Here is a 14964-nt window from a genome sequence, read left to right on the forward strand (position 1 = left end):
AAAGGTAAATTGCTTTCTCAATTTGCCTGTTTGCTAACTCATTCAGTTAATTCACATACTCTTGATTTAACATCACTCCTTATCTCAAGGCTTGCTGCCAATATTTTTTTGTAAAGCAGCAAGGCGTTCTCTCACTTTAGGCGCTCGAAATCCTAAAACAATATCCTGGGGTGCAATGCCACGCCCAACTAGTTCTCGATCGATGACAATTTCAGTGCTATTGTGCTGAATCCAGACTTTGCCCTCAATCAGGTCTAGTTGCATGGCACAACCATAGATGCGGTAGTCGTTGCGCCAACCATTGTGCATGACAAGATAGATCGCGCTGCTCGTCAAAAATCAACTGAGCTTCCGGATCGTCAGCGGCAAAATCTTGCAAGAGATCGCACACAATTTGGCGATATTGATTTACTCGCTCCATTGCTCGATCGCCTCCCGATCTGAATTATAAATAATCAACCGAACGTCATAGCGGTTTATTAGCGATCGCTTCCTCTGCCGCAAGGTAGATGTAAATATCGGCAACGCCATAGCGCAGGCGATAGGGGTCGTGGGTAATTATCCAGCCATCTTTTTACAGTGCGAGCTTGACGGGATCGTGAAAAATGTCTTTAGCCATATTACCTAAACTGTCAAACTAATGGTAGCTTGACGGTAAAGGTTGCGCCTCGTCCTTCTCCCTCGCTTGCTGCTTCGATCGTACCGTGGTGCAATTCAACCAAGTGGCGGGCGATCGCCAAGCCAATTCCCACCCCTCCAGGAGAATGAGAGCTGGGTACTTCAGCTTGACTAAAGCGATCGAAAACTTGGGGGAGAAACGATTGTGCAATGCCAATCCCAGTATCGGTAACGGTAATTTGAGCAACAGAACCAAGGCGTTCCAGCCGGATGTTTACTCGTCCTCCTTTAGCTGTGAATTTGATCGCATTGGATAGCAAATTGATGATGATTTGTCGCAGGCGATCGGGATTGCCCAAAACAGAGATTTCTACACCGTCAGGTATCGTCTCGACCAGTTGAATTTGCTTTGCTTGGGTTGTTTCACGTAGCGTTGTCACAACTTCTTTAGTCAGGGTGACGAGATTGACTCTTTGAAGCTGTAATTGAAACTTTCCTGAGAGAATGCTAGAAATATCTAACAAATCTTTCACCAGTTTTGCTTCAATTGTGGCGTTGCGCTCGATCGTTGCCAATGCACGAGCCATCTTGGTTTGGTCAAAAGGTTTTGTTTGTAATAAGCGCGCCCAACCGAGAATCGCGGCAAGTGGGGCTTGCAGTTCGTGAGTTACGGTCATGAGAAACTCATTCTTGAGGCGGTTGGCGGATTGCTCCTGCCGCAGGCGTGACATTTGTAGTTGCGTCTCTACTCGCGCCACCAGTTCGCGGGCGGAGAAGGGTTTGATCAGGTAATCATCTGCCCCTGCTTCCAGTCCTTCGATCGTTGCTTCTTCTCCCGCCCGTGCCGATAGTAGAATAATCGGAATACTTTTGGTTGCAGGGTCAGCCCGCAGTGCCTCAAGTAGTTGGAACCCGTCCATCTCTGGCATCATCACATCACTCAGCACTAGATCGGGGAGTTGTTGTTGGATTAAGTTAAGGGCGATCGCGCCATTTGCTGCTGTTTCCACCTGAGCGCGTTGACTTAACAACCGCTTCAAATAGTCACGCATATCGGCGTTGTCATCTACCAGCAGAACGCAGGCTGGGGAGGCTGAGGGAGCTGAGGAGGCTGAGGGGGAAAGAGAGTTACCGTTCAATGGCTCTTCACTCCATCTGCTCCCCCTGCTCCCCCTGCTCTCTTCAGGTAGCCATTGCAACGCTTCTTCCACGTAGGGAGATGTCCCAAGAGCGGTTGAGGTCATGGTGCGAGTCGAGCCAATCTGTTGGGCAGGCAGATGGGCGCATCCGGTTGGAATAAATACGCTAAAGCAACTGCCTTCCCCCTCAACACTGCTAACCTTAACTGTTCCACCATGCAGTTTTACCAATTCCTCACAGAGCGATAAACCAATCCCCGATCCTTCAAACGTGCGTCCCTGCGCTCCTTTGACCCGATGGAATCGTTCAAACAGACGGGGAATTTCTGCGGCTGGAACACCAATGCCCGTGTCTTGTATCGCTAGCTCAACCCAATCGCCGACTTGATGCAGGCGAACGGTAATCGCACCTATAAACGTGAATTTGAAAGCGTTTGAGATCAAATTGAGAACAATCTTTTCCCACATCTCACGATCGACATACACTGGATCGGGCAGGGGAGGACAATCGACCACCAAGCGCAAGTTTGCCTTCTCGATGCAAGCGCGAAATACACTGGCTAATTCTGCGGTAAAGGTTGCCAAATCGGTCGGTTCGTAAACAGCAGATGTGCGATCGCTTTCAATCCGTGAGAAATCCAGGAGCGTGTTGACCAGCTTTAGCAACCGCAACCCATTGCGCTGCATCACTTCAATGCGCTGTCGTTGATTGGGCGACAGCGGATCGTCTCGATCGGTTAACGCATCTTCGGCAGGACCCAACATCAAGGTGAGGGGTGTGCGAAATTCATGGCTAACATTGCTGAAGAACTCAGTTTTGGCGCGATCGAGTTCTGCTAATGCCTCTGCTCGCTGGCGTTCCTGCTCATAGCTGTGAGCCGTGGCGATCGAACTTTCCACCTGCTGAGCCACCAGTTCGAGGAATGAGCGATATTTGGCATTGAACTCAAGCCGGGGGCTAATTCCTGCCACCAGCAGACATTCCACCTGTTCTTTGTTGCTCGACAGAATCGGGAGAATGAAAGCAGAATGGGGACTTTCCCCCACGGTTCGACCGGGAGCGATCCGAAGCGATCGACGACATCAGTAATCAGCAGCGATTCACGGCTCTGGAGAACGTCCCCAGCGACCAGGAAGCCGATCGCTCAGTCAAATCGATCTCTCTTGGCGCAGCGGCACTGTCTGCGGTCAGCCCGCTTAAAGCCACCCGTTCTGCCAAGTTACCATTGACCTGATAGAGCAGGGCAAAGGGAATATCGTAAGGATCGAGCGCATCGGCAGCAGTGAGGTAGGCGGACGATCGCGTTTTTGCCCCACTGACCGCCGTGGCTAGCTCTCGCAGCATTGTCAAGCGACGTTGACCAATCACTTGCTGGGTCGTCTCAGTCGTGGTTGCAAGGACTCCACCGATCTTGTCCGTCTCATCCCGAATGGGGCTATAGCAGTTAGTAAAATAGGTTTCTTCCAGGTAGCCAAAGCGCAAAAGAGGATTGAGCTGATCTTCCGCAAAAACGGCTACACCCGTATTCCTGACGCTCTCACACAGGGGTTTAAGCTGGTCATCCCAAACTTCTGACCACGTCTCGCGCACGGGTTGTCCCAGCGCCTTGGGGTGATATGCCCCATAAATAGCAATCATGGCATCGTTGTAAAGCTGGATGTCGTCCTCTCCCCAGAGAATGGTGTGGGCAAAGCGAGACGCGAGCATGGTGCTGACGGAGGTACGCAGGCTCTGCGACCAGTTCTCGACAGAACCTAATGGCGTGGTTGACCAGTCGTGCGATCGTATCAATGCACCCATCTCGCCCCCACCCGCAAAAATCGTCTCAGACAAAGAATTAGATTGGGCTTGGGGGGTCATTGTCGTGCCTTCTCCTGAATAAAAATGTTGATTTTTCAGCCAGTTGAACGAATCGCACTTGTGCTTGTGGAAGCGCGTCCAGCCAATCGAGTCACCATTTCAATCAACTCTGTAGGTTGAGCTAGCTTGTGCAGATGCGACTCAAATCCAGCTGCCAGTGCTTTTGAGCGATCCTCTTCTAGATAGGCGGTAAGCGCAGCCGCCGGAATATGCCATCCTTTCTTGGCTTCCAGTTGCCGCACTTTGCTAATCAAGCTATACCCATCCTCATAGGGCATCCGAATGTCGCTAACTAAAACATCGGGATGGAATTGCTCCATTGCCTCTAACGCTGCGGCGGCGGTTGCTACTGCCGTCACGCGAATGCCATGTGACTCCAAAACAGCGGTAACAAATTCGCGGGCATCGGCTTCGTCGTCCACCACAAGAACCTGTAAGTCGTCAAGGGCGTGTGGCAGTACGGTGAGGGGAGTAGTTACTTGGGCTGGGATATCTTCGCGGTTAAGTGCAAAGGCGGGTTGAGTAACAACCTGCTTGTACTCGCTAATGTCATGCACGCCAATTCGCAATGCCTCGATCGCACCAGCATCATCGAGGCATTGCGCCACTTTCAAAAGCGCTGCAAACGAGTTACCGCCTCTTGGGCATAGGTTTATCTCCCAATTTTGCACGTCACTGATAAAAGGAAGCTGGTTGAGAAGAGCGCGAAAGCTCATGCGATCGCTTTGTGCAATATAAACAGCGAGTGGTTTACCAACCAGATAGTTTTGTGGCACATGTAGTAGTGTAGCGATCGCCCGATTAGCTTTTAGGATGACTCCATTGCTATCGGTCACCAAATAAGCATCTGGGCTGAATTGAAACAAATCGTAATAATACTGACGCTCTTGCATCGCTTGTTGATTTTGCCCGAAAAGCTCCTCCTCAACGACGGCTGATGCTTCCAAACTCGTCTGCATCTCCTCGATATCCAGTTGGAGATTTTCTAGGGCAGCAGCAATCTCCTCTAGAGCTTCAGTCACCTTTTTTTGTAGCGGGGGAGATGACTGCATCATATAATTGTGCAGAACTGCTATCTGCTGATGAATTAGTTGAATATATCCTCTAAAGTTCTCGTCGCTCATGGATTGTATCTTAGCTTCCTCTTACCCGCTGACTTTCATGACTTATACAGTTTCTCAAGATTCTCACCCCAAGACAGCAGTAAAAAAGAACTTCAGCAGATAAAAATTTTTACTTCTGAGAATTGCTTGCTCAATTTACTATGATACAAGCACTCTTTAGACAGTGCGATACCTGTTTCCAATGCCAGCCAATCGGATTAGCGATCGCCCCCACTAACGCCTCTGGCTTTACAGGTTTGGCGATCTGAACTTGAAAGGAAGCGTAGCAAAAGAGTATTATCTTGCCAATTCTAACCTGCTGCTCCAGGGCAGATAGCACTGTTGCTTGCCATTGCTGCTTCCATTCTTGACTTTCCATCTTTGCCCTGAGATGACTGAAACCCTTGTAAATTAAACCTTTTCCATAGCCTTCCAAGCTATTGATGTGAGTTCGATTCTCGCTGCCCGCTTTTTGAGTCAACCCCCTGAAACTCAATATTTTTAGGGGTTTTCAAGTTTTATCAGCTATAGAAGCCTACTCAAGGCAATACCCCACATACTCCAGAGTTTTCTACTATAGCAATCGTTTTCTCAGCAACCAAAATCCAAAACCAACGAGGACACCAATTGCAAGACTGAAACTGAAAGGGTAATTGCAGATGTCAGTTTTACTAAAAATATCCTTGCAATCTTTTACAGGCTCTTTTAGTAGAGATACTGTGGCTACACCAGCACCTACAACAGCGACAATCTCTTGAAAGTTGCGATCGCGTGCGGCTTTTTCGACTTCTATATGACTGCGGATAGCGTTAATTGTATCTTTTAAAAGTTGCAAGCCGAGTTGCATGTTTTCGATATCTTTAGTAATTTGCAGTAAGTATTTTCGATTAGCTAGATCGATAAAATCTTCAAATAAATCTAATTGATTGTCTTTGCCTGCCTTTTCTTTAATAAAAGTCAAGCGAGTTTGATAGTCGGATAAATTAATCTCAATGACTTGTTTTTGAAAAGAGAGTTTTAGTAAGTCAACAGTATACTGTTGAAGAATATCGTTAATATTGTTTATAATCTGTCGAGAAGTGGTAAAATTTTGCTTGTTGTGCCAATAGTTATCTCTATCAATGATTTTTCGATTCTCTTCAATCTTTTTATAATGATGAATCAAAGATTCTTTGACTAGACGACTTTGCCAATAAGCCCAGATGATTTTATTGCGATAACAAAATAACCCCATCCAATCTGTATAAAAGTTTGCAGCTTTTTCGGCGCTTTCTTGATTAGGATAAATAGCAATTATAATATGGCGATCGCTACTTTCATTTCGAGTCAGATTCCGCGATCGCCAAAATTCAAAGATATTGCCACCTAGAAAAGTGCCTTTACCTTTTTGTAGGCGATCGCTGTTTTCAAACAAAGCATAATAACAATCTTGGGCAATATCTTCAGGATTTTGAAATAAATCTTTTGGTAGACAACCAGAAAGTATCCAGGTTTGTCCAATTATTGCTAGTTCTCGATTTAGTTTGCTTTCAATTTCAGTTTTGAGATTCTTAAAACATTTAGCTGGTTGAGGATCGGTTTGATTTTTAACAGAACAATCAATTTGCAAGCCATAAGTATCGTTCAATCTAACAGGATAGTAATATCCTTCTAAATCATCGTTTGTCTTGAAATCAACTCGAACGGGTTTAGTAAGGTTTGAATACTCAGTTTCACTATCATCTTCCTCGATTTGAATACCATCTGGTAGTTGAGACAAAAAGTTTTCTTGATTCTTGTTGATTTCTTGCTGAGTTGCGTTAAGAGGACTTTTTAAGGCATATAGAAATAGATCGAGAGTGGGATAGATTAAGTTGCTCATAAGCTAGTCAGAATCTAAAATCGTTTAATTGGATAGCTCAAAGTAAAAATTCCTTTACTTTCTCCAAAAAAGTTGCTTTTTTAACTGTTTCCTCTGGGGTTTCAGAACTGCCAACAACGATGACAACATTATTGAGTTGGTTTTCGTAGCCGCTAGCTTCGGATTTGGGTTTATAGCCTTTAGTCATAACAGAATCGCGAACAATTAGCTTGTTAGTTTCAGCTTCGGTAGGAAGTAAGTCTTGTGGAATTTCTTCTACATTCTCCAAACGAGTTTTATAATCTTGATACAAACGATTTAAGCTAGGATTAGTAGTAATTATTTCTAACAAAAGGTTTTTAGTATAGTTTTCCCAAGCTTTCGGTTGAGTGTTTAATTGCTTAGCAACTTCCTTGAGTTGCTGTTTTTCTAGTTCGTTTAGGGAAGTTTTTAAGTCTTGGAACGCTAGGAGAAAAGCCATCATAGTGTTGTCAACTTTTATATTCATAAGTTTCGACCTCAAAATCACTACTGCTTAGTATAAACGTATGAAAGCTACGCAATTACTGAAGCCAGCTTGTTAAGAAATATTAAGAAAATTGATTAAAGCATTTCGTAGCTTTGGTATTGTATATTTTTTAACTATGAAAGTTGTTTTTAAGCTAGCAAGATGCCTACTCCACGATTGGTAAGTGGAATTAAAATTTCTACTTGTTACTAACTATTTCTACTAAGCTCAGTATTTACACGCTGAGCTACAGTTAATAATATACTCAATGTTAAGTTCTCGATTTAACGTAACTAGAATGAAGATAAAAAATGCAAGAAATAAGAAACTTATGATACCACTTTTCTGAAATAAATTAAAGTAAAAAATTATACGATTCACGCTTGCGACAAACTTTAATAATTTTTAATCTAAAATCGTAGTATTTATAGATAGCTTTTCCGTAAAAATGAAAGCAGATGCTGAAGAATAACTCTAATCTGTGGATTGCCTGCAGTTCAATCTAAAAATCCTCAGCGTTATTAGGGTAGGAAAATGGCATTAGAATGGGCAGCTCAAGTCATTGGGATTAAAGACTATCCAAATTACACTACTCTATCGCCTCTAACAGCAACAGCAGAAGATGCAGAAAAAATTGCTCAACAATTAGAACAATACGGTTATAGTACCTTTCGCGTTCAGCGTTTACCAGGAATCTCAAATCAGAAGGGAGAGAGTAAAATCGATCCTCAAGGGATGGTAAACATGAAAGAGTTGCGAGACGCGATCGCCAATCTTTTCAATCCTCCTCACCCAAATCCAATTCCAGAAACAGCGTTATTTTTCTTTTCAGGACATGGATGGGAGCAAACTGTTAATGGGAAGAAAGAAGTTTTTTTAGCTACCAGTGATGCATTACCTGAAAGAAACATCTATGGTATATCCCTAAGTTGGTTGGGAAAACAATTGCAAAAAAGTCAAGTTAAGCGAGTCATTGTTTGGCTAGATTGCTGCTATAGCGGTGAATTGATCGGATATATTCCCACAGACAAAGATTACTGTTTAATTACTGCCACTCGTTCCTATGAAACTGGAGTAGAAATTCCTCACGAACAGGGATTGTTGACACAAGCATTACTTGAAGGATTGAATCCCGAAAACGATCCAGATGGGATTGTAAATAGCCACAAATTAGCAGATTCTATCGAAAAGCGCATGGCGCAAACAAGTCAGCGTCCCTTAATTGCTAATTCTCAACGAGCAATTCTGCTAACGACTGGATTACCTAAAAAAAGCTTTCAGGATAAATGTCCTTATCGTTCCCTGTCGTATTTTAGCGAGAATAAAGAAGATGCAGAGGTCTTTTACGGACGGGAAGCATTGACAAAGCAGTTAATTCAAAAGCTAGGAAATAAACAGCGCTTAATCACTGTATTAGGAGCTTCTGGTAGTGGAAAATCATCTTTACTCCGGGCTGGATTACTCTATGGATTGAAGCTAGGACAGGAAATTCCAGGGAGCGATCGCTGGATATATATTACTCCCTTTACCCCTAAAGAAACTCCGCTTAAAAGTTTATTGGCTGCTTTTTCGCGCTCGTTTCCCGACCTTTCCTTGTCTCAAAATGCAACGGTAAATATTTTTTATCTGACGGTGGAGAAGTTAAAAGTACTAAACACACCTACCGTCTTGATTATCGATCAATTTGAAGAATGCTTTACCATGTGCGATGAAAGCAAACAGAAAGAATTCTTTAAATATTTGAGAGAATTAATTGATAGTGTAGATACAATTTGTATTTTAATTGGGATGCGATCGGATTTTCGGGCAAGACTGCGAGAATATCCCCAAGTAGCTGAAAAGATTGATAAACATTTCATTGTCGAACATTTGAACTCTCAGGAAATTGAAGCAGCTATTACTAAACCTGCCGATTTGGTAGGAGTAGGCATAGAAGGAGAGTTAAAACGCAAACTGATTGACGATGTTGAGGATTATCCTGGAAGTCTGCCTCTGCTGCAATATACCCTGACAGAATTATGGCGCGAGTCGAGACAGCAAGGAGAAAAGTTTCTTTATCTAAAAACTTATGAGGGTTTAGGTGGGATTGAGGGAACGTTACAAAAACGTGCAGATGAAATCTACAACAGTCTCTTAGCTGAAGAAAAAACTGTGGCGCGGCGAATTTTTCTAGAATTGACTCAGATGGGAGAAACCACGGATACAAGGCGGCGCGCGCGTTTACAAGAGATGGCTAATTCCCATCATTCCCTCGAACTGCTGCAACAAGTTAGCGAGAAGTTAGCCGATAAAGATGCACGGTTAATTACAAAAACGGATGATGAAGAATCCCATGATGTGATTTTAGATGTTGTCCATGAAGCTTTGCTCCGCCACTGGACGCAGTTAAATGAGTGGAAAAGAGAATATCAAAACGCGATCGCGATCGAACGCAGAATTGAAGCCTCTGCACAGGAATGGCAGGAAAATGAACGTAAACCAGAATACTTACTTCAAGAAACGAGATTAGGGTGGGCAGAAGAGTATTTAGAAAAATATAGTTCATTAGGGATGTTGGATGGACTAGCAGAAGAGTATATTGAAGAGAGTCAAAAACTGCGCGATCGCCTGCGTCAGCAAGAGAAAGAAAGCAGACGACGAGAATTAGAAACAGCACGACAACTAGCACAATTCCAAAAAGAGGCACGTCAACAAGCAGAACAACGTGCAGAAGAACAAGCTAAGACCAATAAAAAGCTTCGGAGTAGGGCAGTTGGTTTGGGAGTTGTATCTGTATTAGCTGTAGTTGCCGCAGGAAGTAATATGGTTTTTTGGCAGAATGCTAAGAGGCAGGCAACCAATGCCGAATTAGGTGAAAAAGTTACCACAATAGATAATTTACTAACGACAAAGCCTGTAGAGCGATTAGTTCTCGCCATTCAAGCTACTGGTCAAAGTTTATCAGAGCTGAACAGAGTAACAGCTGCCGTTGAATCTAGTTTGTTGCAAGTTGTCCAAACCGACATCAGAGAACGAAATCGGTTAAGTTCGGGTTGGGCTACTGCTATTAGTCCCGATGGCGCGACAATTGTTACAGGTAGCTCAGACGGGAATTTACAATTATGGGATCGTAAAGGAAAAGCGATCGGCAAACCTTTTGTCGGACATACAGATTCTGTCCAGTCGGTCGCTTTTAGTCCCGATGGCAAGTCGATTGTCAGTGGTAGTAGGGACAGCAGCGTGCGCTTATGGGATCTGCAAGGACAACCGATCGGCAAACCGTTTGAAGGACATACGGGTTTTGTCTACTCAGTTGCTTTTAGTCCCGACGGCAAGTCGATTGTCAGTGGTAGTGGTGATAGCAGCGTGCGCTTATGGGATCTGCAAGGACAAGCGATCGGCAAACCGTTTGAAGGGCATAAGGGTTTTGTCTACTCAGTCGGCTTTAGTCCCGATGGTAAATCTATTGTTAGTGGCAGTGGTGACAACACCCTGCGCTTATGGAATTTGCAAGGACAAGCGATCGGCAAACCTTTTGTCGGACATAGAAGTTTTGTCCAGTCAGTCGGCTTTAGTCCCGATGGTAAATCTATTGTTAGTGGCAGTGGTGACAATACCCTGCGCTTGTGGAATTTGCAAGGAAAAGCAATTGGCAAACCGTTTATCGGACATACAAATTATGTTTTGTCAGTTACCTTTAGTCCCGACGGTAAGTCGATTGTCAGCGGTAGCGATGACAACAGCGTGCGCTTATGGAATTTACAAGGACAACCAATTGGCAAACCACTTGTCGGGCATACACAGCGTGTCTACTCAGTTGCCTTTAGTCCCGACGGCAAGTCGATTGTCAGTGGCAGCGACGACAACAGCGTGCGTTTATGGGATCTGCAAGGACAACCGATCGGCAAATCTTTTGTCGCATATACCAATTCTGTCTGGTCAGTCGGCTTTAGTCCCGATGGTAAATCTATTGCTAGTGGTAGTGGTGACAACAGCGTGCGCTTGTGGAATTTGCAAGGACAACCGATCGGCAAACCGTTTGTCGGACACACAAATTCTGTCTGGTCAGTTGCCTTTAGTCCTGATGGCAAGTTAATTGTCAGTGGTAGTAATGACAACACCCTACGTTTGTGGAATTTGCAAGGACAACCGATCGGCAAACCGTTTGTCGGACATACAAATTATGTCAACTCAGTCGGCTTTAGTCCCGATGGCAAGTTAATTGTCAGTGGTAGTGGTGACAACACCCTACGCTTGTGGAATTTACAAGGAAAAGCAATCGGCAAACCGTTTGTCGGACATACAAATTATGTTTTGTCAGTCGCCTTTAGTCCTGACGGCAAGTTTATTGCTAGTGGTAGTGATGACAACAGCGTGCGCTTGTGGAATTTGCAAGGACAACCGATCGGCAAACCGTTTATCGGACATACAAATTCTGTCTGGTCAGTCGGCTTTAGTCCCGATGGCAAGTTGATTGTCAGTGGCAGTGATGACAACACCCTACGCTTGTGGAATTTGCAAGGGCAACCGATTGGTAAACCGTTTGTCGGACATACGGATTCTGTTTTCTCAGTTGCTTTTAGTCCCGATGGCAAGTCGATTGTCAGTGGTAGTCGGGACAACACCTTACGCTTATGGGATTTGCAAGGGCAACTCACGAGCATTCTTCAAGGACATGAGAATACAATATTCTCAGTCGCCTTCAGTTCCAATGGTAGGTACATTGTCAGTGGTAGTCAGGACAACACTTTGCGGTTGTGGGATCGAGAGCTTAAGGTCGAACAGTTACTTAAAATAGCATGTAACCAACTGCACGAACATACTCTGCTTGTTAAAGATAAAGTTGCTGGCGATACTTGTCTCAAATGGGGTGACTGGAACGATCGCCAGAAAGACGAATTTCAGGCAAGGCGAGATCCGGCTTAGCGAGCGATCGCTTGAAGATCGATAAAATTACGATCGCCCTACCTCTTCTCTCTTACTGTTTCAACAACAAATAGTAGAGGTGTCCCCGACTACCCGTCACGCCAGCGCGATCGCCTGCAAGTTGCCCCGTACCCATGAAATAATCTACCCTACCTGCTCCCTTGATGGCGCTACCAGTGTCTTGATCTAATACGTAGCGGCTGACGTTTCGATACTCTAGCTGACCGAAATTGCTAGCAAAGGGCAGTGCGGTTTGCATCAATGCTAATGCACCAGGGGGCATCAGAGATTTATCCGTTGCGATCGAACGTTCTGCTGTCACTGGCACTCCAAGACTACCAGTTGCAGGTGCGCCGTGAGTTTCGCGAAAGAAGACGAAACCTCGCACGCGGGGAATGTAGTTATTCAATTCCTCTGGATGCCTGCGGAAATAATCGATCATTACGGGTAAGGTTAAACCGCTTAAAGGCAATTTGCCGTCTTTTGCAAGTTCCTTACCAAGACTGACGTAGGGATGGGCTGTTTTGCCAGCGTAACCGAGAGTCATCATCTTGCCATCTGGAAGCAGCAAACGGGCAGATCCTTGAATTTGGACTAACAGTGCTTCTAAGCGATCGCGCAGCCAGACAATTTCTAGCCCTCGCAGCCGATTTTTCGATCCCGACAAGCCATCTTTACCTTCTAATTGCCACCGAGTTAAATGTTGCAATTTGTCAAAGTTAGGAGGTAAACGATAAAGGGGGTAGCGAAATTCTGCGGTAGGGACGCGACTAGCTAAATATATCGGTTCGTAGTATGCCGTAAATAAGACTTCTCCTCTGCCATTGCGCCCAGAGGATTGATAGAAATCAAATTCGCGCCTGACTGCGGCTTGTAGTTCGGCGGGAGTACGAGATTTCACGACTAATTGCCGAAAGCGCACTAAACTGCGCCAAACGCGATCGCGGGTAATCCCTTTAACTGGATATTTGCGATATGCCCTCGCCGCTGCTGGCGATTGAATATACTTCAAACTATGGTCGATCGATCGTAGTAGCGATCGCCAGTCTCCTGCTTGCCCCTTTTCACCCCAAATTTGCTCGTCTAATCCCAAGAGTTCGGGCTGACAACAAGCAAGATTTTGTTGCTGTGTCACGCTCAACAAGCGCGGTACGGCGCGGGCGACAGGGAACGAACTAGCGGTAAAAATGACGACTCCCACACCAAGGGCGATCGAAGCTATCTTCTTTCTCATGCCTCTGACTAAAATCTTTCTACACTAGAACTAAACATCGGTTCTACTCGAATTGCCAAGATGCGCGATGGACGCACTACCATGTACTCACCCTGAATGTTTTTAATCGGGACGCTGATAAAGTCATTAGAAGAGGCTTTCGGTGACAGCTCGTTACCAAACCACTTCTGGAAATCTTGCACGTCGGTAAACCGAATTTCTTCTCGGTGTCCGCCTTCCATTAAAATGTGTACCGCATATTCGCTTGGATTTCTAGGCATAATGTCTCAAAATTCTCAAACTCGTTCAGTCAATTGTCAACTACTTTTCACCAAAATGAGAATAGTAGAGCATTATAAGTTTTGAGTGTAGTGAAAATATTTATGTGACAAATATTTAACTTTTATTAAAGTGATTTAAAAACTTTAATCGTTCGATTAATTTAATTCACTGATTTTGTTCTGACGGTATTAAAGTTTAATTTCTGGTGCTACTAAATCTAAGTGTTCTCTTTTTTGTGAGCTATTTTGCAAAAAATTACAGTTTTCGAGCTTACCTAATGTTGCGATCGCAATCTGTATATCTGTGGTCACAAAAAAAAGACAGACATGATGCCTGTCTTATCAGTTTCAGTTATAGAAAACAAGCAAAATGCCTGTCCTACACAAAAGTAATTCCGGCTCTGCCGGATGATACCTTCACTTAGAAATTCATTTCAGCTGCTTGGACTTTTTCTACCTGCTTTTTCTTCAGTACTAGTAGAACTTGACACAACATAATTGCTGCCAAGAATGCCAACAACCACTGTACTCTGGTAGAACTTTGTAGCACGATTTCTCCGTCATCTTGACCGAAGCCACCTACATTGGGGTTATCGGTCAAAGCATCACCAGCTGCAACTGTTTGTCCTTCAGAGACGATAAAAGCAGGTCCAGCCGGAACGGTGTCAACTTTTGTCTCTCCAGATTCAGTCTGGATGCTAACTTCGTATTTAGCATTACCAAATTCATCTTCCACTTTGGCAATTTTGGAAATTGTGCCAGCAGCAGAAGCAGTATAAGCAGCGTTATTGCTCTTTTCACCAGTGGGGTAGACTTGACCGCGTCCTCTGTTACCACCGACGTGAACGGGGTATTTACCAAAATGAACGCTCTTGTCTTTAGCTGGGTCGGGCGAAAGGACTGGGAAGACAATTTCTTGATATTGTTCGCCAGGAAGGGGTCCGACGATGACCACATTTTCCTGGTCTTCGCTGTAGGGTTGGAAATAAAGATCGCCAACTTTCTCCTTCATTTCCTCAGAGATGCGTTCGGGAGGAGCAATTTTGAAGCCTTCTGGTAACATCAAAACCGCACCAACCTGAAGCCCACCTTTAGAGCCATCGGCAACAACTTGTTGAACGTTAGTGTCGTAGGGAATTTTTACGACTGCCTCAAACACGCTATCGGGCAATACCGATTGCGGTATTTCTACTTCTGTTGGTTTTGCCGCTAGGTGGCAGTTAGCACAGACAATACGTCCGGTTGCTTCTCTAGGGCTTTCAGGATAAGATTGCTGCGCCCAGAAAGGATAGGCAGCAGCCGCTTGTGGCAGGGCAAAATCGCTAGAGAAGAAAAAGGCTACTGTAGCGATCGCCACCAGCACCATCTTGGCGATCGCTCTAGCACTGCAAGACCATCTTGCTCGGATCGAAACTCTTTTCATCGGCAGACAACTAATTAAAACTAGGAGTAAGGGGTAAAGGGAAAAGTCAAAAGTCAAAAGTCAAAAGTCAAAA

General features: G+C 44.6%; 13 protein-coding genes and 1 pseudogene. 1 reads left to right on the forward strand and 13 read right to left on the reverse strand.

The genetic code is table 11. The annotated features are described in order from the left end of the window. Positions 1-84: 84 nt before the first annotated feature. The 10 genes and pseudogenes from M5J74_RS10630 to M5J74_RS10665 form a co-directional block, all read right to left on the reverse strand. Positions 85-264: an element excision factor XisI family protein gene (locus tag M5J74_RS10630; RefSeq protein WP_250016575.1), complete on the reverse strand. Its 180-nt coding sequence runs from the start codon at positions 262-264 to the stop codon at positions 85-87. Further along, entirely contained in the window at positions 245-421 is a 177-nt protein-coding gene (locus M5J74_RS10635) for a hypothetical protein (RefSeq protein ID WP_250016578.1), read from the reverse strand. Before M5J74_RS10635 ends, M5J74_RS10630 begins: the two co-directional genes overlap by 20 nt. Beyond that, positions 409-531 carry a hypothetical protein gene (locus M5J74_RS32630; RefSeq protein WP_256498755.1) on the reverse strand — a complete coding sequence of 41 codons (123 nt, stop codon included), beginning with the start codon at positions 529-531 and terminating at the stop codon, positions 409-411. Before M5J74_RS32630 ends, M5J74_RS10635 begins: the two co-directional genes overlap by 13 nt. Next, positions 482-619 (reverse strand): annotated as a pseudogene (locus tag M5J74_RS33395) (element excision factor XisH family protein); the annotation flags it as partial. The pseudogene M5J74_RS33395 and the gene M5J74_RS32630, both read right to left, overlap by 50 nt. A gap of 13 nt (positions 620-632) precedes the next feature. Further along, positions 633-2804 (reverse strand): ATP-binding protein, encoded by a 2172-nt coding sequence (locus M5J74_RS10640; protein ID WP_250016580.1) that lies wholly within the window; start codon positions 2802-2804, stop codon positions 633-635. A gap of 43 nt (positions 2805-2847) precedes the next feature. After that, on the reverse strand, positions 2848-3618 hold the full coding sequence (locus tag M5J74_RS10645; protein WP_250016582.1) for a hypothetical protein: 771 nt from the start codon (positions 3616-3618) through the stop codon (positions 2848-2850). A gap of 35 nt (positions 3619-3653) precedes the next feature. After that, positions 3654-4742 (reverse strand): response regulator, encoded by a 1089-nt coding sequence (locus M5J74_RS10650; RefSeq protein WP_015154085.1) that lies wholly within the window; start codon positions 4740-4742, stop codon positions 3654-3656. A 130-nt stretch (positions 4743-4872) separates the two neighbouring features. After that, on the reverse strand, positions 4873-5202 hold the full coding sequence (locus M5J74_RS10655; RefSeq protein ID WP_041462424.1) for a hypothetical protein: 330 nt from the start codon (positions 5200-5202) through the stop codon (positions 4873-4875). Between the two features lie 93 nt (positions 5203-5295). Further along, on the reverse strand, positions 5296-6582 hold the full coding sequence (locus tag M5J74_RS10660; RefSeq protein ID WP_250016584.1) for a hypothetical protein: 1287 nt from the start codon (positions 6580-6582) through the stop codon (positions 5296-5298). A 37-nt stretch (positions 6583-6619) separates the two neighbouring features. After that, the gene (locus M5J74_RS10665; RefSeq protein WP_106216042.1) at positions 6620-7069 is read right to left on the reverse strand and encodes a hypothetical protein; all 450 of its coding nucleotides are present in this window, start codon (positions 7067-7069) and stop codon (positions 6620-6622) included. 534 nt (positions 7070-7603) lie between these two features. Here M5J74_RS10665 and M5J74_RS10670 point away from each other — a divergent pair. Further along, positions 7604-11974: a caspase family protein gene (locus M5J74_RS10670; protein ID WP_250016585.1), complete on the forward strand. Its 4371-nt coding sequence runs from the start codon at positions 7604-7606 to the stop codon at positions 11972-11974. Between the two features lie 52 nt (positions 11975-12026). Here the strand turns inward: M5J74_RS10670 and M5J74_RS10675 are convergent, their stop codons facing one another. The 3 genes from M5J74_RS10675 to petA all read right to left on the reverse strand — a co-directional run bounded on the left by M5J74_RS10675 (position 12027) and on the right by petA (position 14891). Further along, positions 12027-13208 carry a murein transglycosylase A gene (locus M5J74_RS10675; protein ID WP_015154089.1) on the reverse strand — a complete coding sequence of 394 codons (1182 nt, stop codon included), beginning with the start codon at positions 13206-13208 and terminating at the stop codon, positions 12027-12029. Positions 13209-13216: 8 nt separating this feature from the next. Next, on the reverse strand, positions 13217-13468 hold the full coding sequence (locus M5J74_RS10680; protein WP_039714266.1) for a hypothetical protein: 252 nt from the start codon (positions 13466-13468) through the stop codon (positions 13217-13219). Between the two features lie 421 nt (positions 13469-13889). Continuing rightward, complete coding sequence (gene petA, locus M5J74_RS10685; RefSeq protein WP_015154091.1) at positions 13890-14891, reverse strand: cytochrome f; 1002 nt, start codon at positions 14889-14891, stop codon at positions 13890-13892. Positions 14892-14964 lie beyond the last annotated feature (73 nt).

This window comes from Chroococcidiopsis sp. CCNUC1, from assembly GCF_023546805.1.
GTDB lineage: Bacteria > Cyanobacteriota > Cyanobacteriia > Cyanobacteriales > Chroococcidiopsidaceae > Chroococcidiopsis > Chroococcidiopsis thermalis.

Bases quoted from the DNA above. Each gene is read 5' to 3' on its own strand.
- M5J74_RS10675 (WP_015154089.1), bottom strand. From the start codon at position 13,208: ATGAGAAAGAAGATAGCTTCGATCGCCCTTGGTGTGGGAGTCGTCATT.
- M5J74_RS32630 (WP_256498755.1), bottom strand. From the start codon at position 531: ATGGCGTTGCCGATATTTACATCTACCTTGCGGCAGAGGAAGCGATCG.
- M5J74_RS10680 (WP_039714266.1), bottom strand. From the start codon at position 13,468: ATGCCTAGAAATCCAAGCGAATATGCGGTACACATTTTAATGGAAGGC.
- petA (WP_015154091.1), bottom strand. From the start codon at position 14,891: ATGAAAAGAGTTTCGATCCGAGCAAGATGGTCTTGCAGTGCTAGAGCG.
- M5J74_RS10670 (WP_250016585.1), top strand. From the start codon at position 7,604: ATGGCATTAGAATGGGCAGCTCAAGTCATTGGGATTAAAGACTATCCA.
- M5J74_RS10650 (WP_015154085.1), bottom strand. From the start codon at position 4,742: ATGAGCGACGAGAACTTTAGAGGATATATTCAACTAATTCATCAGCAG.
- M5J74_RS10635 (WP_250016578.1), bottom strand. From the start codon at position 421: ATGGAGCGAGTAAATCAATATCGCCAAATTGTGTGCGATCTCTTGCAA.
- M5J74_RS10645 (WP_250016582.1), bottom strand. From the start codon at position 3,618: ATGACCCCCCAAGCCCAATCTAATTCTTTGTCTGAGACGATTTTTGCG.
- M5J74_RS10630 (WP_250016575.1), bottom strand. From the start codon at position 264: ATGCAACTAGACCTGATTGAGGGCAAAGTCTGGATTCAGCACAATAGC.
- M5J74_RS10660 (WP_250016584.1), bottom strand. From the start codon at position 6,582: ATGAGCAACTTAATCTATCCCACTCTCGATCTATTTCTATATGCCTTA.
- M5J74_RS10665 (WP_106216042.1), bottom strand. From the start codon at position 7,069: ATGAATATAAAAGTTGACAACACTATGATGGCTTTTCTCCTAGCGTTC.